Origin of the sequence: Nocardia altamirensis NBRC 108246, from assembly GCF_001612685.1 — a bacterium.
Classification (GTDB): Bacteria; Actinomycetota; Actinomycetes; order Mycobacteriales; family Mycobacteriaceae; genus Nocardia; species Nocardia altamirensis.
The window spans coordinates 1-24,579 of the sequence record NZ_BDAY01000122.1; the positions used below are offsets into that span (position 1 = coordinate 1).

The 24,579-nt window shown below is 67.5% G+C and carries 19 protein-coding genes; 11 read left to right on the forward strand and 8 right to left on the reverse strand.

The window, feature by feature from the left end; genetic code table 11:
- Window positions 1-79: 79 nt before the first annotated feature.
- The 4 genes from NA11_RS41565 (at window position 80) to NA11_RS41580 (ending at window position 4,664) form a co-directional block, all read left to right on the forward strand.
- On the forward strand, window positions 80-1,480 hold the full coding sequence (locus tag NA11_RS41565) for an MFS transporter (RefSeq protein WP_069167617.1): 1,401 nt from the start codon (window positions 80-82) through the stop codon (window positions 1,478-1,480).
- A gap of 172 nt (window positions 1,481-1,652) precedes the next feature.
- The gene (locus tag NA11_RS41570; protein WP_069167632.1) at window positions 1,653-2,312 is read left to right on the forward strand and encodes a response regulator transcription factor; all 660 of its coding nucleotides are present in this window, start codon (window positions 1,653-1,655) and stop codon (window positions 2,310-2,312) included.
- Window positions 2,313-2,325: 13 nt separating this feature from the next.
- Window positions 2,326-3,756 carry a sensor histidine kinase gene (locus tag NA11_RS41575; RefSeq protein ID WP_069167618.1) on the forward strand — a complete coding sequence of 477 codons (1,431 nt, stop codon included), beginning with the start codon at window positions 2,326-2,328 and terminating at the stop codon, window positions 3,754-3,756.
- A complete protein-coding gene (locus NA11_RS41580; protein WP_069167619.1) occupies window positions 3,750-4,664 on the forward strand; it encodes a TAXI family TRAP transporter solute-binding subunit in 915 nt (304 codons plus the stop codon). The genes NA11_RS41575 and NA11_RS41580 overlap by 7 nt, the downstream gene beginning before the upstream one ends.
- A 1-nt stretch (window position 4,665) precedes the next feature.
- Here the strand turns inward: NA11_RS41580 and NA11_RS41585 are convergent, their stop codons facing one another.
- Window positions 4,666-4,989: a metal-sensitive transcriptional regulator gene (locus tag NA11_RS41585; protein WP_069167620.1), complete on the reverse strand. Its 324-nt coding sequence runs from the start codon at window positions 4,987-4,989 to the stop codon at window positions 4,666-4,668.
- A gap of 79 nt (window positions 4,990-5,068) precedes the next feature.
- Window positions 5,069-6,034: an EamA family transporter gene (locus tag NA11_RS41590; RefSeq protein WP_167837851.1), complete on the reverse strand. Its 966-nt coding sequence runs from the start codon at window positions 6,032-6,034 to the stop codon at window positions 5,069-5,071.
- A 128-nt stretch (window positions 6,035-6,162) separates the two neighbouring features.
- On the opposite strand from NA11_RS41590, the gene NA11_RS41595 reads away from it, so the two are divergent.
- On the forward strand, window positions 6,163-6,972 hold the full coding sequence (locus NA11_RS41595; protein ID WP_069167621.1) for an S-methyl-5'-thioadenosine phosphorylase: 810 nt from the start codon (window positions 6,163-6,165) through the stop codon (window positions 6,970-6,972).
- A 56-nt stretch (window positions 6,973-7,028) separates the two neighbouring features.
- Window positions 7,029-8,042: an NAD-dependent epimerase/dehydratase family protein gene (locus tag NA11_RS41600; protein ID WP_069167622.1), complete on the forward strand. Its 1,014-nt coding sequence runs from the start codon at window positions 7,029-7,031 to the stop codon at window positions 8,040-8,042.
- 106 nt (window positions 8,043-8,148) lie between these two features.
- Here NA11_RS41600 and NA11_RS41605 read toward each other — a convergent pair whose 3' ends face one another.
- Together NA11_RS41605 and NA11_RS41610 are read right to left on the reverse strand one after the other, a co-directional pair.
- Window positions 8,149-9,141 (reverse strand): GAF domain-containing protein, encoded by a 993-nt coding sequence (locus tag NA11_RS41605; RefSeq protein ID WP_069167623.1) that lies wholly within the window; start codon window positions 9,139-9,141, stop codon window positions 8,149-8,151.
- A 127-nt stretch (window positions 9,142-9,268) separates the two neighbouring features.
- Window positions 9,269-10,099, reverse strand: a complete 831-nt coding sequence (locus NA11_RS41610) for an NAD(P)H-binding protein (RefSeq protein WP_069167624.1) — start codon at window positions 10,097-10,099, stop codon at window positions 9,269-9,271.
- 43 nt (window positions 10,100-10,142) lie between these two features.
- Here NA11_RS41610 and NA11_RS41615 point away from each other — a divergent pair, with 43 nt between their 5' ends.
- Window positions 10,143-10,703, forward strand: coding sequence for an NADPH-dependent FMN reductase (locus NA11_RS41615; RefSeq protein ID WP_069167625.1), 561 nt, complete (start codon window positions 10,143-10,145; stop codon window positions 10,701-10,703).
- Between the two features lie 26 nt (window positions 10,704-10,729).
- On the opposite strand, the gene eccE is transcribed toward NA11_RS41615, so the two are convergent.
- Complete coding sequence (gene eccE, locus NA11_RS41620) at window positions 10,730-12,385, reverse strand: type VII secretion protein EccE (RefSeq protein ID WP_069167626.1); 1,656 nt, start codon at window positions 12,383-12,385, stop codon at window positions 10,730-10,732.
- A 112-nt stretch (window positions 12,386-12,497) separates the two neighbouring features.
- Between eccE and eccB the strand changes: the two genes are divergently transcribed.
- Entirely contained in the window at window positions 12,498-13,985 is a 1,488-nt protein-coding gene (gene eccB, locus NA11_RS41625; protein ID WP_084655541.1) for a type VII secretion protein EccB, read from the forward strand.
- A 3-nt stretch (window positions 13,986-13,988) separates the two neighbouring features.
- On the opposite strand, the gene NA11_RS41630 is transcribed toward eccB, so the two are convergent.
- On the reverse strand, window positions 13,989-14,804 hold the full coding sequence (locus tag NA11_RS41630) for a potassium channel family protein (RefSeq protein WP_069167628.1): 816 nt from the start codon (window positions 14,802-14,804) through the stop codon (window positions 13,989-13,991).
- 273 nt (window positions 14,805-15,077) lie between these two features.
- Here NA11_RS41630 and NA11_RS41635 point away from each other — a divergent pair, with 273 nt between their 5' ends.
- On the forward strand, window positions 15,078-15,410 hold the full coding sequence (locus tag NA11_RS41635; protein ID WP_218023487.1) for a DUF4288 domain-containing protein: 333 nt from the start codon (window positions 15,078-15,080) through the stop codon (window positions 15,408-15,410).
- A gap of 54 nt (window positions 15,411-15,464) precedes the next feature.
- On the opposite strand, the gene mycP is transcribed toward NA11_RS41635, so the two are convergent.
- Window positions 15,465-16,883: a type VII secretion-associated serine protease mycosin gene (gene mycP / locus NA11_RS41640; protein WP_369691192.1), complete on the reverse strand. Its 1,419-nt coding sequence runs from the start codon at window positions 16,881-16,883 to the stop codon at window positions 15,465-15,467.
- Complete coding sequence (eccD, locus tag NA11_RS41645; protein ID WP_069167635.1) at window positions 16,880-18,346, reverse strand: type VII secretion integral membrane protein EccD; 1,467 nt, start codon at window positions 18,344-18,346, stop codon at window positions 16,880-16,882. Before eccD ends, mycP begins: the two co-directional genes overlap by 4 nt.
- Before the next feature lie 206 nt (window positions 18,347-18,552).
- On the opposite strand from eccD, the gene eccCa reads away from it, so the two are divergent.
- Together eccCa and NA11_RS41655 are read left to right on the forward strand one after the other, a co-directional pair.
- Window positions 18,553-22,584: a type VII secretion protein EccCa gene (eccCa, locus tag NA11_RS41650; RefSeq protein ID WP_069167630.1), complete on the forward strand. Its 4,032-nt coding sequence runs from the start codon at window positions 18,553-18,555 to the stop codon at window positions 22,582-22,584.
- A complete protein-coding gene (locus NA11_RS41655; protein ID WP_069167631.1) occupies window positions 22,584-24,062 on the forward strand; it encodes a type VII secretion-associated protein in 1,479 nt (492 codons plus the stop codon). The genes eccCa and NA11_RS41655 overlap by 1 nt, the downstream gene beginning before the upstream one ends.
- Window positions 24,063-24,579: the final 517 nt, after the last annotated feature.

Here is a 24,579-nt window from a genome sequence, read left to right on the forward strand (position 1 = left end):
CTCGGACGCTTTCGCAGTGACTGTGACAGCAGACACACTCTTCCTGAAGACGCACAGCTGCGTCGAAGGAGGTAGGTCAATGTCCACATTGAGTAAGGCGTCGGAGCCCAATTCGGCTCCCTTATCGGTGCCAACCAGCACTCGGCGGGCAATTCTGAATACGTTGAAGGGGTCTTCGGGAAACCTCGTCGAATGGTACGACGTCTATATCTACACCGTCTTCGCGACCTATTTTCAGAATCAGTTCTTCGCGAAGGATGACGAGAACTCCTCCATCTATGTCTACGCGATCTTCGCTGTCACCTTCTTGATGCGCCCGATCGGCTCCTGGTACTTCGGCCGTTACGCCGACCGGCACGGCCGCCGCGCCGCGCTGGTGTTCAGCGTGACCCTGATGGCAGCGTGTTCCTTCGGTATCGCGATCATGCCGACCCGGGAGACCATCGGTGTGGGCGCCGCGGCGCTGCTCATCGTCTTCCGGCTGGTCCAGGGCTTTGCCACCGGCGGCGAATACGGCACCTCGGCGACGTACATGTCCGAGGTGGCGACCAAGGGCAAGCGTGGTTTCTTCTCCTCGTTCCAGTACGTCACGCTGATCGGCGGCCACGTGCTGGCGCAGTTCACCTTGCTGATCATGACCGCGGTCCTGGACAAGGGACAGATTCAGGACTGGGGCTGGCGCATCCCCTTCGCTATCGGCGGACTCGCGGCGATCGTGGTGTTCTGGTTGCGGCGCGACATGGACGAATCACTGTCCAAGGACCACATCGACGCCGCCCGCTCCGGTGCCGACCGCACCTCGGGGTCGATGAAGGAATTGCTGGTTCGGCACTGGCGGCCGCTGCTGCTGTGCTTCCTGATCACCATGGGCGGCACCGTCGCGTTCTACACCTACAGCGTGAACGCCCCGGCGATGGTGAAGAAGGCGTTCACCGGCAGCGACGCCTCGGTGGCCACCTGGGTCAACCTGATCGGCCTGATCTTCCTGATGTGCCTGCAACCGGTGGGCGGTTGGATCAGTGACCGGGTGGGCCGCAAGCCGTTGCTGGTGTTCTTCGGAGTGGGCGGGGTGATCTACACCTACTTCCTGATCACCTTCCTGCCGAAGAGCCACAACGCGCTCGCCTCCTTCGGCTTGCTGGCCATCGGGTACATCATCCTGACCGGGTACACCTCGATCAACGCGCTGGTCAAGGCCGAACTGTTCCCGGCCAACATCCGGGCACTCGGCGTTGGCATGGGTTACGCGCTGGCCAACTCCGCCTTCGGCGGGACCGCGCCGGTGATCTACGAAGCCATGAAGAAGCACGATATGGTTCCGCAGTTCATCGCCTATGTCACTGCGCTCATCGGTGGTTCGCTCCTGGTCTACATCTTCTTCCTGAAGAACAAGTCCACCACCGAGCTCGACCGCGAGGCCGGTCACGCCTTCGAGTCGAGCGGTCCGGAGTCGGAGCGTGGCCTCGTCTCCGCACGCTGATCAACCGGCCGCCGCGCCGATCCGCCCGGATCGGCGCGTGCGGCTTGCGGTTACCGAAGATGTTGCTGACGTTGGGAGATGCTCTGGTGGAGGCTCGCAACGCCAGGGGCTACCGCGCGTGACCGACAGCCCGGCATCCGCGCCGATCCACCCGTTATGGGAGGATCGGCGCGTGCGGCTTGCGGTGGTCGAAGACGACGACGGCGTTGGCGACGCGTTGGTTGAGGCGCTCAACGCCCGGGGATACCGGGCCGAGCGCAAACGGCGCGGCGCGGATCTCCTTACGTCGCACCGCGGTTACGACGCGGTGATCCTCGATCTCGGCCTGCCCGATGCCGATGGGCTGCAGGTGCTGCGGCAGTTGCGCGAAGTGAGTCAGGTACCGGTGCTCATTCTGACCGCGCGCAGCGACGAGCGGTCCATCGTGCGCGGCCTGCGCGGCGGCGCCGACGACTATGTGGTGAAGCCGCCGCGGATCGCGGAGTTGATGGCGCGGCTGGAGACCGTCACCCGGCGCGCGGCCGCTGCGGCGCAACCCGCGCAGGCCGAGGTGGTCACCGGGGACGTCAGGGTGGACCTGCAAGCCCGCGTCGTCGAGGTGGCCGGGGAACCGATCATGTTGACGCAGAAGGAATTCGAATTGGTCGAGGCGCTGGTGGAGCGGCCGGGGGCCGCGGTGAGCAGGCAGCAGCTGATGGATCGGATCTGGGGCGACGCGTTCGTCGCGGTGTCGCGGTCGCTGGATGTGCACATGACCGGGTTGCGGAGCAAGCTGAACCGGCCTGGTCTCATCACCACCATTCGCGGCTACGGCTATCGGTGGGGGCAGTGAGCGGGGGCACGCCGTGCGGCGCCGCCTACTCATCGCGCTGACCGTCTTCGCCGCGATCGCGGTGTTCGCCTTCGCGGTGCCGCTTTCGCTGACGGTCGCGACCAGCCGGACCCAGCAGTTGGTGCTCGCCCGTTCGGGGGACGCCGACCGGTTCGCGAACCTGGCGGCCGCCGCGTCGTCGACCGGGGACACCCGCGCGCTCGCGGACGAGGTGCTCCGCTATCACGAACTGTTCGGCGACAACGTCCTTGTGGTCGATGCCAAGGGCGCGACGACCGCCAATGGCGGTGCGACCATGGCCGATCCCGGTATCGGCGCCGCGGTGGCCGCGGCAAGGCGCAACCAGCGCCCGCACGCCGAGAATCAGCTGACGCCGTGGGGCTCACCGACCATGCTCATCGCCAGGCCGGTCGGCACCGGCATCCAGGTCAACGGGGCGGTGGTGATTCAGGCCTCGACCGCGCGTGCGCGCGCCGACATCGCGCGGACCTGGGCGTTGATCGTGCTGGGGTGTGTGATCGCGATGGCGCTGTTCACCCTGCTCGCATTGACCTTGAGCCGCTGGGTGTTGCGGCCGCTCGCGGCGCTCTCGCACGCGGTCGCGGATCTGACGGCGACGCTGCCTGCCCCGCGCGCCGAGACGGTGCAGGCCCGCCCGCCGTCGATCGCCCGGCGCCACGGTGGTCCGCCGGAAATGCGGGCTGTTGCCGAGTCTTTCGATGCGATGGCGCTTGCCGTCGCCGATTCGGTCGACGCGCAACGCCAGCTCGTCGCCGATACCGCGCATGCGATGCGGAACCCGCTTGCGGCACTGACCATTCGGCTCGACTCGCTGGAGCCCGCGATACCGGACACTGCGGCGAACACCTTCCGCGGGGCCAGCGCCGAGGTCGAACGACTGACGGCGCTGCTGGACGGCTTGCTCAGCTTGGCCGTCGCCGAGACGCCCGCCGCCTTCGACGCGGCCCGCACGGCGGACGCCGATGCGCATTGCGACGCGGTGCAGGTGGTCGCGGACCGGTTCGACGCGTGGTGTTCGGCCTATGCGAGCGCGGGGCAGGAACTGCTCATCGCGCCGTCGGCGGCGCATGCCGACGCCGCGGTCTCCGCCGATGCACTGGCGCAGATACTCGATGTGCCGCTGAGTAATTCGTCGCGGTACGCGGGGGCCGGCGCCAAAACCGTTGTCGGCGTGGAAACCGCGCCGGGTTGGGTCACCGTGACCATCGACGACAACGGTGCAGGCGTACGCCCCGAGGAGGTGGACCGGCTCGTCACCCGCTTCTACCGCGGATCCGATGCTGCCAGCGGTGGTTCCGGGCTCGGGCTGCCGATCGCGGCGGCGCTCGCCCAGGCGCGTGGCGGCACGCTGACCGTCGAACCGGTGCTGCCGCAGGGGCTTGCCGTGCGAATCCGCTTGCCCGCGTGGGGTGAACAATGGTGAATCGGCGCGGGTTCCTCGCACTGACCGGCGCGGTCGCCGCGGCGGGCATCGCCGGGTGCGGGCCGAGTGGTGGCGGGCCGCTGGTCCGGCTGGCCTCGGGGGAGGTCGGCGGTTTCTATCACGCGTTCGCTGGGCTGCTGAGTGCCGTTGCCGCTAAATCGGGAAACGTGCGGATCGAGCGGGTGACCACGTCGGGATCGCAGGAGAACCTGACGATGCTGGCGACTGGACAGGTGGATGCGGCGCTGGCGCTGTCGGATTCGGTGGGGGACACGACGGATCGGATGCTCGCGCTCGGCCGGGTGTACGAGAACTACCTGCAGCTGGTGGTGCGCTCGGACAGCCCGATCACCCGCGTCGCCGACTTGCGTGGCGCCAGGGTGAATTTGGGTGCCGACGGCTCGGGCGCGGCGTTGACCGGCGACCGGCTGCTTCGTGTCGCCGGGATGGATCCGGAAGAGGACGTGGTGATTTCGCATCGGCCACTGCGGGATGCGGTGGCGGCGTTGAACTCCGGCGCCTCGGACGCGCTGCTGTGGGCGGGTGGCGTGCCGACGACAGTGCTCGAGGTGCCGAGCCGCATGCGGCTGGTGGATATGGGCGAGTGGGCGGTGCCGATGCGCGAGCGCTTCGGCCCGGTGTACGACCGGGTGGAGATCCCCGCCGACGCCTATCCCGGCGGTTCCGCGGTGCACACGATCGGCGTGGCGAATCTGATGCTCGCCGCGGCGTCGATGTCGCAGGACACCGCCGCTTCGATCGTCGAACTACTGGTGTACCAAGCGGATTCGCTGGTGCCCACCGAGGCGGCGGGCACCCAGTTCCTCGACGGCCGTTCCCTGATCGGCACCGCGCCGGTCCCACTGCATCCCGGCGCCATCGAGATCTACCGCCGCTGGCACGGCTGACTCAGGAGCGAACCAGCCGTGCGATCGCGTCGGTCGCCTCTTTGATCTTCGCCTCGGCCTCGGGCCCGCCCGCGACCGCGGCATCGACCACGCAATGGCTGATGTGGTCTTCCAGCAGCCCCATCGCCACCGCCTGCAACGCCTTGGTCATCGCGGAGACCTGCGTGAGAATGTCGATGCAGTACTTCTCTTCCTCGACCATCCGCTGCAGCCCGCGCGCCTGACCCTCGATCCGACGCAGCCGCTTCAGGTAGTCGTCCTTGGCGGTGATGTACCCGTGCGCGGCATGGTCGTGCGCACTGTGGTCCTGCGTGGCGTCTGTCACCGGTTCTCCTCGCTGCCTGCCGGTCTGCGGCCGGACCGGACTTAATACCCCCCTAGGGTACAGTTTGCCGGCCAACTTGTCAGGTCAGGACGGGTGCTGCCGCGTCGGGCGCCCGCTCGGCGGCGCGCCGCCCTGCGCTGCCGCGGGCCAGCGCGATCCCCGCGACCACCAAGACCCCGCCGGCCAACTGCACCGGGCGAATCGATTCGCCGAGCAGCAGCCACGCCAGCACCACCGCGAACAGCACCTCGCTCAGCAAGACCAGCGACATGAGCGTCGACCCGAGCCGCGCTGCCCCGGCAACGCTGGACAGGTAGGCCACCACGGTGCTGATGAGGACCAGCAGCGCCAGCGAGACGGCGGCGGGAATGTGCTGCTCGGCGAGTGTCGCCGTGCCGCCGCCGAACACCAACGGCAGCACGCCAGCCACGCCTGCCAACCACGCGGCCACCGCTGCGACCGTGAGCCCGGAACCGAGCAGTGCGACCGGACTCAGCCGGTCCGAGGTGTGTTCGGACAGCAGGAAGAATGCCGCGTTGCACAGCATCGACAGTGCGGCCCAGCCGATCCCGAGCAGGTTCAGCTCGCCCGCGCCGAACACGTCGATCACCAACGCCGCACCGCCCAGCGCGAGGGCCGCGCCGAGCATGGTCAGGCGAGACGGGTTGCGCCCGCGCACCGCCCAGTTCCAGCCGATCACCACGATCGGCGCCAGGAATTGGATCATCAGGGTCACGCCCACCTGGAGATATGGCAACGACAACAGGAAGGTGGCCTGCACGCCGAGGATCGCGATCACGCCGAAGGCGACGACCGTGCGCAGGTGTTGCCCGCAGGCGCGCAGTCCGGTCGGATCGGCGAGCAGCGCCAGGCCGAGCATGATCACGGCCCCGCCGGTGAGCCGGACGGCCATGACCGCGCCCGGCGACCAGCCCTCGACAAGCACCGATTTCGCCAGCGGCCCGGTGCTGGCGAAAGCCAGCCCACTGCACACTGTCAGCCACACACCGACACCCGTCCGCGACACACCACGACGCGCCTGCACCACACGCACCTCCGCCCAGCTCTGAATTCCTCCCATCATTGCCGAGGGGTCTGACAACTTGCGGTCTTGTTGCCCGGAGTTCTGGTACCCGTTGAACATCCGGTAATCGGGGACGAGAGAATTGGTGCATGAGTTCGCATGCCAGGCCCGCGCTTGCTGTTATCGGTGGTAGTGGTTTCTACGACTTTTTCGACAACGAGGCGACGAACGTCGAGGTAGAGACGCCCTACGGGGCACCGAGTGCGCCGATCGCGGTCGGCGAGGTCGAGGGGCGGCCCGTCGCCTTTCTGCCGAGGCACGGGAAGAGCCATGAGTTCGCGCCGCACACGTTGCCGTACCAGGCGAACATGTGGGCGTTGCGCTCGCTCGGCGTGCGCCGCGTGTTCGCGCCCTGTGCGGTAGGCAGCCTGCGCGGGGATTGGGGGCCGGGCACGGTGGCGGTGCCGGATCAGTTGGTGGATCGGACGTCGGGGCGGCCGCAGACCTACTTCGACGGTGGCGGCGTGCACGTCTCGTTCGCCGATCCGTACTGCGACGACCTGCGCACCGCGACCATCAAGTCCGCGAACGACGCGCTGCCGATGAAGGGCGCGGGCACGATGGTCGTCGTCCAAGGGCCGAGGTTCTCCACCAGGGCCGAGAGCCGCTGGTTCGCCGGACAGGGCTGGGACCTGGTGAACATGACCGGTCACCCCGAGGCGGTGCTCGCCAGGGAACTCGAGATGTGCTACGCCGCAGTCGCTTTGGTGACCGATCTGGACGCGGGCCTGGAGGAGGGCGCAGGCGTGCACGCGGTCGACGTCTTCGCCGAGTTCAAGCGCAACCTGGCGCCGTTCAAGGAGCTGATCCGCCGCTCGGTGGCCGCGGTCACCGAGACCGACACGTGCGATCGATGCCGTGTTCATACCGGAGTGTCGCTGCCGTTCGATCTACCCTGATCCATGGGCCAAGGAAGGGTGCTCCTCGCATACGCGGGGATGATCCAGGTGCGTGCATGAAAGTGTTGATCACCGGCGCGGCCGGTTTCATCGGAACACAGGTGCGTAAAGCCGCGGCTGCCGCCGGACACGAGGTGGTCGCGGTCGACCTGATGCTCGACTCGGTGCACGGCGCGGACGCCGAACCGCCGGACGGTGTTTCGCGCGTCGACGTGCGCGACGGCGCCGCGCTGGAGCCGCTGCTCGCCGGCGTCGACGTCGTCTGCCATCTTGCCGCGATCACCGTTGCCACCGACCCTGCCGACTTCGCGGCGCACAACGATCTGGGTACCGCGGCGCTGCTCGGCGCGATGGAGCGGACGAAGGTGCGCCGCCTGGTGTTGGCGTCCTCGATCACCGTCTACGGCGAAGGCCGGTATCGCAGCGTGCGCGGCGGCCCGTTCTTTCCCGGGCTGCGCAGGCGCGCCGACCTGGATCGCGGCATGTTCGACCATCGGGCGCCGCGCACCGGCGAGGTGCTCACCTGGGAGCCGGTCGCCGAGGACGCGCCGCTGCGGCCGCGCGGGACTTATGGCGCGAGCAAGGTGGCGCAGGAGAACTACGCGTTCGCGTGGGGGCTCGGCGTCGGTGGCGCGGTGACCGCGTTGCGGATGCACCAGGTCTACGGAGAGGGCGCCCACGCCGGACTGGTCGGGCGGATCCGGGCCGCGCTGGACGAAGGCCGCGCGCCGCAGGTGTTCGAAGACGGCGGGCAGGTAAGGGATTTCGTGCATGTGCGCGACGCCGCCGCGGCCGTGCTCGCGGCTGTCGAAGCGGCACTGCCTGGGTTCGTTCCGCTGAATATCGCGTCCGGGCGTGCGGTCACGCTGTGGGAGGTCGCCTCGATCATGGCGAAGGCGCGCGGCGGGCCTGCGCCGGTGGTCACCGGGCAGTATCGGCTCAGCGATGTGCGGCATTTCGTCGCTGACCCCGAACGGGCCAGGCGGAGCTTGGGTTTCGTCGCGCAGGTGCCACCGGTGCAGGGCTTCGCGGAGTTCGGGGCGACGCCTACACAGGTCGCGGCGGGCTGATCGGTTCGCTGCTGCGGACGTCCCCTCGCCGCAGACGGTTTGACATCCGCAGGCGTGTCAGCGCGGCGAGTCGATGTGCGGAAATCAGAGGGCGTGCCGCAGCCCGCTACGAAGTCGGCGGAGGCGCGATGATATCGAGCTGGACCAGAGCGAAACCGGGAGTCGGCAGTGTGGCTGTGCCGCTTGGCAGCGGTGAGGCCTCGAGGTCGGCGACGAGCCAGTCGCCGTTGTCGGTGGCCAGGCGAACGCCGGTGAGCGTGACGCGCTGCGTGCCGGATCGGATGTCGTTGCGGGCGGCGATGATCCGGGCGCGGTCGGCTGGGTGTGGCACGGTCCGTTCGTCGGTGCCGCGGCCCCAGCGCAGGCCGGGCACGGGTTCGGTGACCCAGCGGATCAGCCGGACCTGCGCCAGGTCGACGATCGCCAGGTAGAGGTTCGGTTGCGCGCCGCGCAGCAGATCGAGGGTCGCCGCCTCGAACGACTTGGGCTGTGGCGCAACACTCTCGGTGACATCGACGGCCAGGCCGCGCCACCGATAGCGGTTCTGCTCGGGATTGCGGGCAGCGAGCAGCAGGGTGCGCGGGCCGGTCCGCGATCGCACGGTCGCCGTGTCCAACCACTGGTCGCCTGGCGTCGATCTGGCCAGCGCGGCGACCAAATCGAGTGCGCCGTCGAATCGTTCGATCAGCTCGAAGGATTCGGCGCCGATCCAGACGACGCGATCCTCGAAATGCGGTCCGAGGTCGTGCGGGAGCGCTTCGATCCGCCGGGTGCGTGCGTCGACGTCGAACGCGGCGACGCCGGCGGGCGGCGGCGGTTCACCGGCGCCGACCCAGAGCCGGACCGCATGGGCTCGGCCGTCGGGCCCGGACAGCGGCACCACCCGGATCCGCTGCCCCGACCAGCTGTGCCTGGACTGCGGCAACTCCTCGTCGATGACCGAGCCGCTCGCGAAGGCCGCACCGATGAGGTGCTGGAAGCGGGTGGCCACCGCGCGCTGGAACGACTTCCATTCGCGCGGCGACGTCCCGACGGCGAGCAGCGACCAACTGTGGACATGCCCCAGTGTCTCGATGAGCAGCCAGCGCTCGGTGATCACAATCCCCCCTCCCGAAGTCGAACACTATGCCACGGTCAGGCCGACATCCAGTGCCTATCGTGCCTGATTCGGCAGTGTCGATGCCGAAAGGGGTCAGTGTCGATACCGAATCGGGCAGTGCGCACCGTCAGCGGGCGAAGGCGGCGGCGTGCTCGCGCGCCCACTGGTCGAACGTGTGCGGCGCTCGGCCGGTGACCTCACGCACGGTGGGGTGCAGCGTCGCCTCGTCGAGTGTGCCGTCGGCGAAGAAACTCAGGAACGCATCGACATAGTGCTGCGGCATGGTCGCCGCCAACTCCGCCTTGGTCTCCTCAGTGCTGAGCCCGCGTGCGACCAGTGGGCGATGCAGGACCTCGGCGAGCACGGCGATCTGGTCGGCAGGCCGCAGCGCGTACGGGCCGGTCAGCTCGAGGACGCGGCCATCGAAGCCGCCCGTGAGGGCTTGGGCTGCGACGGCGGCGATGTCGGCGGGGTCGATCGCGCCGACCTGGACATCGGGGAATTGCACCCGCACCTCGTCGCCCTCGGCGAGTTGCGGGAGCCAGCGCAGTGCGTTCGACATGAACGTGCGCGGCCGCAGGATCGTCCAGGTCAGGTCGGATTCGCGCACCGCGCGCTCGGACAGGGTCATGTAGCGGGAGACCGCGTTGTCCATGTCTTCGAGCGCTGCCGCGGCGCTCGACAGCAGCACAACCCGGTGCAGCCCCGCCTTTTTCGCGAGGTCGAGCAATTCGGTCTGGTTGTCGTAGCCGGGCAGCAGGAACAGGGAATCCACCCCGTCGAGTGCTTCGGTCAGGCTGTCCGGCCGGTTGAGGTCGCCGGTGACCGCGTCGATGCCAGGGGGCATGGTGGCCTTCGCGGGATCGCGGACCAGGCCGCGGGCCGGTGTGCCTGCCGCACTCAACGCTGCCACCAGCTCGCCGCCGATGGTGCCTGTTGCGCCGGTTACCAAGATCATTTCGTCTCCTTCGACCGCTCTGCCCGCGCGTTAAGCTCACGCGGTGGATACCCCGTTGCGACTCGAGGTCATCGTGGCCAGTGTGCGGCCGGAGCGGTTCGCGCCCGTGGTCGCGGACTGGTTCCTGCGCACCTTACGTGCGCACAGCGAATTCGACACGGGCGTTATCGATTTGCTGGACACCCCGTTGCCCACCGACCTCACCGACAGCGCGACGGCGACGGCCTACCGCGCTCGGCTGGCGGCGGCGGATGCGTTCGTGGTGATCACCTCGGAGTACAACCACGGATACCCGGCCGCGCTGAAGACCGCCTTCGACACCGCCAAGCGCGAATGGCGGGCCAAACCGATCGGATTCGTTTCCTACGGTGGGCTTTCCGGCGGGCTGCGCGCCGTGGAGCAGCTGCGCCAGGTCGTCGCGGAAATCCACATGGTGTCGATCCGCGAGACCGTCAGCTTCCATCAAGCGAAGAAACAGTTCGACGCGGCAGGCGAGACCCAGGACGGCGCGGCCATCGACGCCGCCGAGCGATTACTGGGCCAGTTGGCTTGGTGGGCACGGACTTTGCGTGCTGCTCGCACAACCGATCCGTACCCCGGCTGACCGGAATCGACCCACGAGACCGTTACTCACCCGGCGTTGTTGCCTGCCATGGCGCCGCGCCGACCCCGCGGGTGGCCGATGTAGGTGGCCTCGCGGGGGATGGAGACGAGCGTGAGGTCGACCTGGGCGGTGCCGGTGCGCAGAATGACGTGGTTGCCGATCGCGCCTGGCTGGTGCAGGGACAGATCGGGGCGGGTGGCAGGCCAGCCCATCGGATCGCCGGTCACGTAGATCGTCGTGACGCCTGCGTGCGGTGCGGGCGCGAGCACCCCGTCCACCACGGTCGCGGTGAATCCCGCGTCGGACTGGTGGGTTTCGACCGCGAGGGTCAACCGCTCCGGGTTGCCGATGGTGGTGACCAGGTTCTCCCACGCGTGTGCGCGGTCGGTGCGGATCAGCACGCGCTCGCCGACCGCGAGCGCGCGGAACACCAATTGCTGTGCGAGATAGAGCTCTCCGGCCACGTACACGGTCGAGATGCCGGTGCCGACGATGCGCACCGCGACGCCGTTGCCCTCGTCGTCGGAGCCGATCAGCTGGCCGCAACCCGAGGAGGGCAGATGCAGCGCACCGACGACGTCGATCGGGTATTCGCTCATCGGGACCGTGTCGTCGACGCCGGGAACCGCGATCGGCAGATGCGCGAGCAGCCCGTTGCGGTGTCTGCCATTCATCGACACCATGCCTGCCAGCTTGCGCCGTTCTGGCAGTTCCCTGGCAGTCAGTCGCCACGCGGCGCCGATGCTCACCGATTCCGCCGAGCTGCCAGGCCGCAGCCGCACCGCCACCGTGGTGCCGCGGGACGGGGCGACCCACAGCTGGGCGAGCAGATCGGAGCCGAGCCGCTTGGGATCAACCGCCATGCCGATGTTCACGCTGTTGCCGATTTCGGCGTAGCGCCACCGCTGTTCGAGGGTGCGCGGGTCGAAACCGCTGGTGATCTGCAGGACCGCCTTGCGGATTTCCGGCGCGGTCAGAATGCGGGCGTTGCAGTCGGCGTCCTCGAGCGCGCGCATGATGCGCTGCGTCGCGATGGTGACCGCGCGGGAAGCGCCCTCCGCGCCGCCGCCACGCCTGGCCGCCGCCTCCGGACAGGCGACCGCGTCGAAACCGATTGCCAGCCAGACGGTTCGGTGCGCGGTCGCGGGCAGCGGGCCGAGCAGCGATTCGTAGATCTTGCCCGCGGGCGTGCCGGACCTGCTGCGGTGGCCGTGGCTGACGATGTCGATGCCGCTGAGCAGAATGTCGTGCTGGCTAAGGCATTTCGCCAGTTCAGGCAGCGGGAGCAGGTGCGAGGCGTGCACGGTGTTGCGGGCGATTCGGGTCAGCCCGCCGGGCGGGGCGAGCACCTCGACGACGGTGACCACCCGGCTGCCGTCCCAGTACAGGCCGAGCGAGCGGCCGTCGGTGCCGCGGTAGTCGACGGTGTCGCCGATCAGATAGTCACGCTTGGTCAGGTAGCGCCACCAGGTGGCGATCCAGTCGAGGAGGGTGCGCTTCGCGATCGGGATCAGCGGAATCAGCGCGACGACAATGCCAACCCCGAGCGCGGGCAGCGCCTGCAATCCGCCCAGTAGTGCGCCCACCCCGGCGATAAACCCGATGACCTGCGCAATCAGCAGATTCTGTAGCGAGATACGCCCCAGCAACGGTCGTGGTCCCGCCCCGGCAGGTTCCGCCATCGTCGTCCCCCAAGTACCCGATGTCGGCCCATTCGTCGTGGCCGAGCTGAACAAGAGTCCCAGGGAACTGTACTGTGTTGCGCGAACGCGAGCACTGTTCGGGGGAGGAATAATGCCTTCAAAACCCACTACTCGGTGGCAGGTGAGCGGTTACCGCTTCCTGGTTCGACGGATGGAACACGCCCTGGTCCGGCGGGACGTGCGGATGCTGCACGATCCGATGCGCTCGCAGTCGCGGGCGTATGCGGCGGGGCTCGTTCTCGCGCTGGTCGTGCTGGCCGGTTGCGGCATCCTGGCGTTGATTCGCCCGCAAGGGAAGATCGACAACAGCAAGATCTTGGTCGCCAAGGAATCCGGCGCCATTTACGCCATGATCAACGACGTCGCGTACCCGACGCTGAACCTTGCCTCGGCGCGGCTCGCGGTCGGCGATGCCGCCAAGCCGACCCTCGTCAAGGAATCCGAGGTCGGCAAGAAACCGCGCGGTCAGCTGATCGGCATCCCCGGTGCACCCAGCGCGCTGAGCTTCGACAAGGCGGGCAAGGGGCGGGCCTGGACCGTGTGCGATTCGCTGAAGGCGGACGGCACCGACGATCGCACCAGCTCGGTGTTGATCGGCGACCTCGACCTCGGGGACAGAGCGTCGGCAATGGGCCGGGACAAGGGCCTGCTGGTCAAGGGCAAAGAAGCGACCTACCTGATCTGGAACAACACGCGTGCGCGGGTGGACATGAACGACCCGCAGGTCACCGGGCCGTTGAACGTCCGAGGCATGACGCCGCGGCCGATCAGCGAAGGACTGCTGAACGCCATCCCCGAGGTGAACCCGATCGTGCCACCGAAGATCGATGATCCGGGCGGGTCAACGGTCGGCTACTCGATCAATAATCTGAAGATCGGCACCGTGGTTCAGGTGTCAGGTAAGGCTGATCGGAATTACGTGTTGCTGCGTGACGGCATTCAGCCCGTGAGCCCGTTCACCGCGGATGTGATCAAGGTTTCGCAGCGGAATCCGGATCATGGTGCGGTCATCGGCGATTTCGAGTCCACCAATTCACCGCCGGCAAAGGTGTTGCGGGTGGACTCCTACCCCGACGTCGCGCCGACCATCGTGCAGTCCAAGGCACGGCCGGTGAGCTGCCTGTCGTGGAAGCCGATCGCAGGCGCCGCCGACAACGCTGAGGTCGCGGTGCACGCGGAACTGTCCGTCATCGACGGCACCGACCTGCCGATGCCGAGCAACGCCAAACTGGTTTCGCTCGCACAGGCGGATGGCAAGGGCGACAACGTCGATTCGGTGTACTTCAAGCCGGGCTCGGGCGCCTTCGTCCAGACCACCGGCATCGAGGTCGACAGTCGTCGCAAGGACAGCATGTTCTACGTCTCCGACACCGGCGTCCGCTACGGCGTCAAGAACGAGGATGCGGCGAACGCGCTCGGCATGGGCAAAGACTCCGGCGTGACACCGGAACGCGCGCCGTATCCGATCGTCGGTCTGCTCGCAGGCGGGCCGACCCTTGGCCGTGAGGAAGCCATGGTCGCCCACGACGGTATCGCCCCGGATGCCGCGCCTGCCAAGCAGCTGGTCTCGTCGAAGTAGTCGCTAACGGCCGTCCGCGCCAACGGGTTTCGCATTGTCGGCAGGGTGCTGCTCGTCGGTCGGGCGCAGCGCGGCGACCTCGGCGCGCAGCGTCCGCACCTCGGCAACCAGCGCGTTGATCTCCCGGTCGGCGCGGTCCGAGCTTTCCTCGACCGCCTTCAGCTGATCGATCACCCAGGTGGTCGTGGTGCCGATCGCGAACGAGATCAGCCCGATGCCGAAGGTCATCAGCACCAGCGAGATCAGCCTGCCCTCGGTGGTGACCGGGTAGACGTCGCCGTAGCCGACGGTCGTCACCGAGACCGCCGACCACCACAGCGCATCACCGAAGTTCAGCACCTTGCTGCCCTCCACGCCGTACTCGGCATCGAAGAAAGCCAGGCTGCACAGGGTCAAGACCAGCACCGAGCTGGTGCCGACGAACACCGAAAGCCGGGTCCGGTGCGAAAGGGAGTGCCGGTTGAGGGAGCCGAGGATCAGCACCGCCGCCCGCACCAACCGCAGCGGGCGAAACGGCGGAATGAGCACGATCAGCAACTCCAGCGGATGCGTGCGCACGAAATGCCAACGGCGGGTAGACAACCCGAACCGGATCACGAAGTCGGCGACGAACGCCACCCAGATCGCCACATCGACCCGCCCCAGCCAGGAGTCCAACTCCGGCGAAGCCCCGGTATCGAGGACGAACCACGCGTAGACGACCAGAAAGATCACGGCGAGCGCCACCATAGGCACCCCCGTCACACGCTCCCATGCCTGTCGGCGGCTCAGCCCCGCTGGGCCTGCCGCGCCGCTGCTGACGTCTTTTCCCTGTGACATGCGATCTACCTGCGTCGATGGAATCCAGCACTCTATATTTCGCGTACTGCCGTCCAGACGCTACCGTCGCCGACCCGATCCGCTGGCGAACCGGAGAGAATTCGATGGCCGGTGTCGGTACATCGGCCCTTCGAATCGGCTCGAAAAGACCTCGATCCGATGGAACCGATCCTGATCACGGAGCGTCATATCAAGTGACAAGCAAATTCGGTGCGGGGATAGTGCATCCAGCTGCCGAGGCAACCGTTTCGAGAAGCGATGAATGAGGCAGGTATGAGCCGAACCCCCTATATCGCTGTCATCCTGTTCGAATCGACCTCGGACGCACCGGATTACGTGCCGATGTACCAGGAGGACTTTGTTCTCCTCTATGCCGAATCCGAAGACGCAGCCCGAAAGTTGGCCGTGGCGGCGGCAAAAGAGCAAGAGTGCACCTATCGGAATGAACAGGGCGAGAACATCACTCTCGCGCTGAAGGGCATCGTCGATGTGAACCGGTCCCTTACCGACGATCTGTCCAACGGTGGCGACCTCTATGCGCGCCACTTCAGGGACTACGACGCGTACCGCCGCATGGAACCACTCCTGGGCGACAACCCGCTGTAGCGGAAGGGCCTCAGCCGTTACGGCTGAGGCCCTTCCACGGTGGTGCTTCGTGGACTACAGGTCGTCGCCGTGTACGCCGAAACGGCGGCGGATCGGGAATGAGGCGAGCATGCCGATGATGAGCAGGGTGGCGACGGAGGCGCTGCCTATCAGGGCGGCGTTGCGGGCTCGGTTGTCCGGTGGTGGCGGTGGTGCGGGGACCGCCAGCTGGATCTGCTTGGCGGCGGCGGGGCGTTTGGGGGGAAGGGGTTTCGTGGTTTCTGCGGTCAGTGCGGCGATCGGGTCGATGGCGCCGTAGCCGACGTAAGAGTTCCAGCCTTCGCCTGGCGCGTGCGCGGTGGCCTCGATGCGTTTGATGACCTCGAGCGCGCTCAGTTCGGGAAAGCGGGCGCGGACCAGCGCCACCACGCCCGAGACGTAGGGTGCGGCAAAGCTGGTGCCCTTGAGCGGGACCATCTGGTTGTTCTCGTAGATGCCGGTAATGGTGCCGTTGCCCCGCGCATCGAGCGAGACGATGTCCTCGCCGGGTGCGGCTACTCCGACCCAAGGACCGGGCACGGTGAACTCCGACGGCGCGCCGTCCTTATCGATGGATCCGACGGTAAGAACGTAGTCGTCGTAGCGGGCGGGCGTGACATTGGTTGTGACGTTCTTCCACGGGTCGGTCTCTGGATGGAGCGGATTGACGACATCGGGGTTGCCCGTCTTGCAATTCTTGTCTTTGTTGCCCGCCGCCACCACGACGACGGAATTCATCTCGAGCGTTGCGTAGCGAACTGCCGCACCGACAGCGGAATCGTTGAGGGCCTGGCCGTTGCCGACACACAAGACGAGCGAGATGTTGATAACCGAGGCGCGGCGATCGGCAGCACGACGGATAGCAGACGCCAACGCGTTGAGGTCGCCGTATCCCTCGGGAGGATCTTCTGGCCTCTTCTCCGCCCTGTTGTCTTTCTTGTCGTAGAACTTGCTGGTTTGCCGGATGGAGAGGATTCTCGCATCGGGCGCCACACCGGAAAAGCCTTGTCCCTGCACCTGTTTCGCACCGATGATGCCTGCGACTGCGGTGCCGTGTCCGTCGCAGTCCTCGTTGACGCCGTCGCCGCCATCTGCCACGTAATCGCCGCCGGCATCCAGGTCAGGCAGGCGCGGGTGGCGGACGACGCCGGTGTCGATCACCGCGATGAGCTGGCCTTCGCCCTTGGAGAATTCCCATGCGCGCTTCAGGTCGAGTGCTTGCTGGGGCAGCGGGGTCGCTGGGCCTTCTCCGCCCTGCTGGGTCGAGGCACACGGAGTGTTGGCGGGATGCTCGGTAGGTACCGGCGGCCGAGCGGGATCGCCGGGAGGAAGTGCTCCAGGGTCGACCGGCGGTGGCCGATCAGCGTGCGCCACACCCTGATTCGCCCCCACCCCTAACGACACGCTCAATGCCAGCACCGTCGCCGCTGCGCCGGTGCGCAGGATCCGGTTCACAGCCCGCGGACGAGGGAGTAGAGGCTGGCTACCCAGAAGACCAGGGGCAGTACTGCTGCGACGAAGGCGTATTCGAGGAGTTCGACACCTCGGCGCATGGGTGGGGTTGCCGACTGGTTGGGGATGATGATGCCGAGGATGAGGGCAGCGATCAGGATGACCATGGCGGCGCCGAATACCGCAAGGGGCTGATCCATGGCGAAGCCCGCGCCGATCAGCATGATCAGCACGATGCCTGCGCCGCCCGCGATGAGCACGACCGCTTGTTCGGCGCCCGCGTAGGTGCGGCTGCGGAACATGAGGACGGCCGCGCAGACGAGGGCGAGGGCGATGCCCTGCCAGTAGGGGTCTTCGGCCCGTGGGTCGGTCGCTGCGAGTGCGCCTGCGGCGGTGACCAGGGTGGTTGCCGCGACCAGGCCTGCCAGGTACATGCGGGCGCGTTCCGATTTCACCCGCAGCGCCTCCATGGTCGGCAGGGCGCGGTGGTCGTCGGGGTCGTCTTCGGTGGGGTCGATCGGGGTGCCCGGCGAAGGGACCGGGGGGAGTGGGAGTTTCGCGAGGAGCATGGAGACTCGCGGCGACAGTGCGAGGCCTGCCAGGCCGAGGGCGGCGGCGCCTGCGCCGATGGCGCGTTCCGGTTGCGCGGTGAGCAGGCCGACCAGGGCGGCGGGCACGGCGTACACCGCGAGGGTTGCCGCGCCGATGAAGAGGGCGAGGCCGACGCCGGTGACGCGCCAGGCGAGGACCGCCGTCGCGCCGAATAACACTGCGCCGAGCAGGATATGGGCCCAACCGTAGTGGTCGGGCACATACAGCATGCCCGCGGTGAAGGCGGTGGGCAGCGCGCAGCCGCCGAGGACAAGGGCGGTCGAGGTATCGCCGTACATCCGGCTGAGCACCATGGCGGCGACCACGAGCAGGATCGTCACCGCCATCGCGACCGAACCACTGACCCAGTAGGGGAGCGTGCCGGGGGCGATCAGCAGGCCGAAACAGCCGACGAGCATGGTGACGGCGGCGAGCACCGAGCCGGTGATCCGCGCGACCTTCGGGGTCCAGCTGCGGTAGTGGTCGGTGTCCGCGATCGCGACGTTGTACATGATGTCGTCGAACAGCGGGGTCGGCGCGGTGTGCGAGGCGCTCTCCAGCATGAGCAGTTCGCCGTCGCGGACGCCGTGTTCGCCGAGGCTCAGCGAATTGGAGAAGGGCGGGTGACCGATCCGCGCCAGCACCCATTCGGCGGGCTCGAAGCGCTCGCCCTCATTGTCGAAATCATTGGTTCGGCTGTGTTGTGCGACCATGTCGACGACGCTCGGGATCACCAACGCGACCGGAACATCCACGGGAATCGCCATATCCACTTGAGTGTGTTTGGCGAGAATGGTTACCCGGGCGAGATCCGGTGCGCGGACGATTCCGCGCGAGGAATCTTCCTCGATATGGTCAAGTCGCGCGTGCGTCAAGCTTCCCCCAACTCGGTCTTCTACCTCGTAATCTTCGCAAACCCGAGAGCCGACGTCGAGCTTGCGAACCCACGGTCCGGGCAGCAGAATGCTGGTCGAACTGTACGACATGTCGGCTGTGCCCTCTACACTGAGGCCGAAACTCGGCAGCCACAGTAATTCGGCCGTCGGGGTAGCAGCTGTCGAAGAGGGGGATAGCTTTTCAGATGAGTACTGTCCGGTTCCAGCGTCGAGCCCGCCGAGAGATGCCGCGTTCGCCCGGCGGCGAGGTCACGCTGCAGCCACCGCCCGAGATTCCTCGGGTGACACCGGGCAACCTGCTGCTCAAGCTGATGCCGGTCGTGATGATCATCGGCATGGTCGGCATGATGGCGCTGCTGTTCACCTCGGGCGGCGGCATCGGATCGAACCCGATGAGCATGATGTTCCCGCTCATGATGATGTTCTCCATGGTCGGCATGTTCGCGGGCCAGGGCGGCGGTAAAGGGGCCAAGGCCGCCGAGGCGAACGAGGACCGCAAGGATTACCTGCGCTACCTGGACCAGGTGCGCCGCGACGTCGATGAGACCGCCAAACAGCAGCGCGCCTCGGTCGAATGGAGCCACCCGGAGCCGGGCCTGATCTGGATGCTCGCGGGCACCAGCCGCATGTGGGAGCGGCGTGCGGGCGACAAGGACTTCTGCCACGCCCGCATCGGTGTCGGCGGCCAGCGACTGGCGACCCGGCTGGTCGCGCCGGAGACCGGACCGGTCGAGGAGCTGGAGCCGATCGCGGCGGTCTCGCTGCGCCGCTTCGTGCGCGCGCACTCGACGGTGCCCGACCTGCCGACCGCGATCGCGGTCAAGGGCTTCGCGACCATCGCGTTGGACGGCGACCGGGTCGAGGCCAGGGACATGACGCGCGCGATGCTGTTGCAGCTGTGCATGTTCCAGGCGCCGGATCAGGTGCTGGTCGCGGTCGTCTGCGGCCCGGACACGGCGCGTGAGTGGGAGTGGACCAAGTGGCTTCCGCACACCCAGCACCCCGACGCCCAAGACGGCATCGGCACCCAGCGGATGTTCTACGGCTCGATCCGGGAGGCGATGGCAGGCCTGCAGCCGCTGCTCGGCAACCGGGTCAGGTACTCGCGTAACCAGCCTGCCAACGCGAACATGGTGCACATCGTGATCGTTGTCGACGGCGGCCTGCTCGAGGCCGAGGACGATCAGCTGCGCGAATCCGGCTACGAAGGCGTCACCATCATCGACCTGTGCGGGTACGCGCCGCGGCTGGCGGTATCGCGCGGCATCAAGATGATCGTGGAGAACGGCGAGTGCGTCGGTCGCGGCGCGACCGGCAACCAGGAGCGTTTCGCGCTGATCGACCGGATCAGCCCGCAGCAGGCACAGCAGGTGGCCCGCAGGCTCGCGCCGTACCGTGCCGCGACACAGCGCAGCAGCGACGTGGAAACCGATGACTCCGAGGTGATCTCGACCTGGAGTCAGCTGATGAACCTCGGCGATATCGGCTCTTTCAACCCCGAGCACGCCTGGCGCCCGCGCTACGGCCGGGAGCGGCTGCGGGTCGCGTTCGGTATCGGCGCCGACGGCCTGCCGGTCGAACTCGATATCAAGGAAGCCGCCGAGAACGGCATGGGCCCGCACGGCCTGTGCATCGGCGCCACCGGTTCCGGTAAGTCGGAGTTCCTGCGCACGCTGGTGCTCAGCCTGCTCGCCACCCACTCGCCGGACCAGCTCAACCTGGTGCTTGTCGACTTCAAGGGTGGCGCAACGTTCCTCGGCCTCGACGGCGTCCCGCACGTCGCGGCCGTCATCACCAACCTGGAGGAAGAAGCCGACCTCGTCGACCGGATGAAGGATGCGCTGGCCGGCGAGATGAACCGCCGCCAGGAGGTGCTGCGCTCCGCGGGCAACTTCGCCAACGTCTCCGAATACGAGAAGGCCCGCGCGGCGGGCGCCGACCTCGATCCGCTGCCCGCGCTGTTCGTTGTGCTCGACGAGTTCTCCGAACTGCTCACCCAGCACCCGGATTTCGCGGAACTGTTCGTGATGATCGGCCGGCTCGGCCGCTCGCTGCACGTGCACCTGCTGCTCGCCTCGCAGCGCCTCGAAGAGGGCAAGCTGAAGGGCCTGGAAAGCCATCTGTCCTACCGGATCGGCTTGAAGACCTTCTCCGCCAACGAATCCCGCCAGGTGCTCGGCGTGCCCGACGCTTACAACCTGCCGAACAACCCCGGTGGCGGCTACCTGAAGTCGGATTCCGGCGAGATCGTGCGCTTCCAGGCCTCCTATGTTTCCGGCGCGTACGTCGGCGGCGGTTCGCAGCGCGACATGCACGTCGCCACCCAGGCGGGCGAAATCGACACCAAGGCACGGCCGTTCACCGCGACCCACGTGGATTTCCGTGCGGTGGACCGGGTTCCGTTGCCGCCGGAGCCGAGCCAAGAGGCCGACGACCGCGACGACGGCGAACAGATGTCGAACCTGAACATGTTGGTCTCCCGGATCGCCAACCACGGCCGTCCCGCGCACGAGATCTGGCTGCCGCCGCTCGACGAGGCGCCAACCCTCGACCAGCTCATCCCGCGCTCCATTCTCACCGGCGAATACGCCGCGGTGGCCACGCTGCGTGCGCCGATCGGCATCGTCGACCGCCCCTACGACCAGCGGCGTGACGCGATGATCGTCGACCTGGCCGGCGCCCGCGGCAACGTCGCCGTTGTCGGCGGTCCGCAGTCAGGCAAGTCGACCGCGCTGCGCACGCTGATCATGGCGATGTCGATGACGCACACCGCCGAGCAGGTGCAGTTCTACTGCCTCGACTTCGGTGGCGGCACGCTGATGAGCCTGCAGGGACTGCCCCATGTCGGTTCTGTCGCAAGCCGATTGGACGAGGACCAGGTCCGGCGCACCATCGCCGAGATGACCACCATCGTCCGCCAACGCGAGGCGCGCTTCCGGCAACTCGGCATCGAGTCGATGGTCGAATTCCGGCGCCTGCGCGCGATGGACCCGTCCAGCAGCCCGGCCGCGACCGGCGCGCACGAGGACCCGTTCGGCGATGTGTTCCTGGTGATCGACGGCTTCGGCTCGATCCGCCAGGACTTCGAGCAGCTCGAACAGGTGATCATGAACCTGGCCGTGCAGGGTCTGTCGTACGGCGTGCACGTGGTCATCGCGTTGGCCAGGTGGGCGGAGGCACGGCCCGCGCTGAAGGACCAGATCGGCACGAGAATCGAACTGCGACTCGGCGATCCGATGGACTCCGACCTCGGCCGCAAGTTCGCCGCGATGGTCCCGCAGGGCCGCCCCGGCCGCGGCATGACACCGGACTGCCTGCACATGCTGACAGGTCTGCCGCGCATCGATGGCAGCGCGGATCAGAACAACCTCGGCCAAGCTGTCGGCGACGCCGTCGCCACCATCGCCAGGTTGACCCCGGGTCGCCCGGCGCCGTCGGTCCGCATGCTGCCCGAACAGCTGCCGCGCGACCAACTGCTGTACCTGGCGGGCGACTGGCCTGTGCAAGTCGACCAGACCGCGAAATGCACGCGAATCCCGATCGGCATCAACGAGTCCGAGCTGGCGCCGGTCTACATCGACTTCGTCGAGAGCCCGCACTTCATCATCATCGGCGACACCGAATCCGGGAAGACGACGCTGCTGCGCTCGATCGTCGAGGGCATCTGCGCGTCGAACACTCGGGACCAGGCCAGGATCATCATGGGCGACTATCGGCGCTCGATGCTCGGCACGGTGCCGGAGGGCTACCTCTCCGGCTACGGCTCGACCGCACCCCAATTCACCCAGAACATGGCCGATCTCGCCGCATACGTGAGCAACCGGACGCCTGGCCCCGACGTGACACCGCAGCAGCTGCGCGATCGTTCCTGGTGGAGCGGGCCCGAGCTGTATGTAATCGTCGACGACTACGACCTGGTGGCCACCAGCACCGGCAACCCGGTCCAGGCGCTCGTCGAGCACCTGCCGCACGCGCGTGACCTCGGCTTCCACCTGATCATCGCGCGCCGCTCCGGTGGCGCGAGCCGCGCCATGTACGAGGCGACGCTGGCCAGGATGAAGGACCTCGGCTCGGCGGGCCTGATCATGAGCTGCAGCCGCGACGAGGGCGTGCTGATGGGCACGACGCGTCCGAGCGCCATGCCGCCGGGACGCGGCACGTATGTGACGCGCAGCAGTGAAGGGCTGATCCAGACGGCCTGGATGCAGCAGCCCTGATGTCGGCCGTGCAGCTGGTGGTCACCGCGACCCGCGTCTGGGCGCGCGGCGCGACGACACACTGGGACATGCCGCCGTCGGTTGTGCTGGGCAGCAACGGATTCGACCTGGTGGTCGGGCAGTCGCTGACCCCGCCCACCCAGGTGAGTTCCGCAGTGCAGTACGTGTCCGCGGAAGCCATCGCGCTGTTGCCGCGCATCCCTTCCGTGGTGGACGCGCTGAGCGCCGTCTTCGCGACCGTGCTGGAGAACTTGCGCGTCACCACGCCCTGCGACCGGATCACCCTCATCTGCCCGACAGAATGGGGAGGGGCCCGCCGCGCCGTGCTCGACCAGGCGGCACGGCGGTTCACGGCGGAGGTCGCGTTCGAGGAGCTGGCGGTGCGGGCCGTCGCGGTGGACGCGGGCACCAGCCACAGCCGCCGCACCCTGGTGCTGGAGTTCGGTGCGCTCAGCGCTACCGCCGCCGCGGTGATTCGCGGCCATCAAGGTGTGTATGTCGAAGCCTGTGAGCACGAACCGAATCTCGCGCTCGCCGAGGTACATCCGGATTCTCGCGGGTTCACCGAACTCTGCGGGCTCATCGCTCGGTTGGTCGACGGCCGACCCGTCGACCTGGCGCAAGCGGTCGGTGTCACCGACCAGCGGACGGTCGAGGTGCTCCGCGCGGCCGTGCAGCGAACCTGCGGACCGGGCGTCGAACTGCGCTCCGTCGCCGGACCGGACCTGGTCCCCGGTCGCCAAACCGAGCCGATCCGGCCTTCGGAGGTGCCGCCCGCCCTGCCGCAACCCGAATGGATGCAGCCGCTGCGCGAACGTGCCGCCCAGCAGTCCGGTCGTCGCAGTAGCAGCGGTTATGTGAGTGCGGTCGTCGCCGCAGTGGCGGTGGTCGCCGTTGCTGTGATCGTCGGCGTCGTCTTCCTCAACCGGTCCGACACTCCGCCGGCGGCCGGTCCGACCTCGGTGCCGTCGCCGAGCGACACCGTGGCGACCAGCGGCCCCGAATCACCCGGCGGCACACCGCCATCGAACAGCATCGTGCCACCGACCGACACCGCGACCACGGTCGGCCGCCTCCGATTCCAGGTGCCGAACGGTTGGCATATCGGCTCCACCCCCGATGTCTCCAACAAGTACCGGGTCGACCTGTCTCCGGACGACGGTGCGCGACTCCGCATTACGGTGACACACACCCTGGTCCCCGGCGTCAGCTACGAGCAGCTCGCCACTCGGCTCGAAGACCAGATCAGCCAGCGCCCCCCCGGCGTGCTTTCCGAACTACAACGCGACGTCCGCTACGGCGGCCGCCCCGGCCTCGCCTACACCGAACACCCCGGCGACGGGTCGACCGTGCGCTGGCGTGTGTTGCTGGAGAACGGAGTCCAGGTCAGCGTCGGTTGCCAATACGCGGGCGACACCTGGACCGCACTGTCGCCTACTTGCGACCAATTCGGTGGTTCGCTCCGAGTGATTCAGTGAATCCGTTCCCATGTTTGATCGGGAACCCTGAAACCCACACCCGCTCTGCGAATCCGCACCACTCTGGACGCCCAGTAGCGGTACCGATCCACATCAGGGCGCGGGGATCTCCACGTCCGCGCGCCACAGCCCCACTTGACGTAGGAATTGCGCTCTTGACCCATGCTGCAACCTGGGTCAAGAGCGCAATTGCTACGTCAAGACGTCGCCCCCTGTCCCAACTTGTTCCGGCCACCAGGGGATGACCCGGCCGGAATAAGACACCGCTTGATCGACGGCGGAGGTCAGAGGAGTACGGCCCACGACGCGACCATGCTGATCCGTTGCAAACCCCGATAAGGGCGCGGACTTCTGTGCTCGCGGTTGTTGGCAGCGACGATTCGACGACTTCGATCTCGAAAGCTCTCGAAACGGGACCACAGCCAAGTGACCCGGCTGGAACCAGAGAACGCGTGAGCGACTGCGGAGGTCAGCCGGGTACGGCAGGCGAAGCAACCACGCTAATCCGGTGCAAACC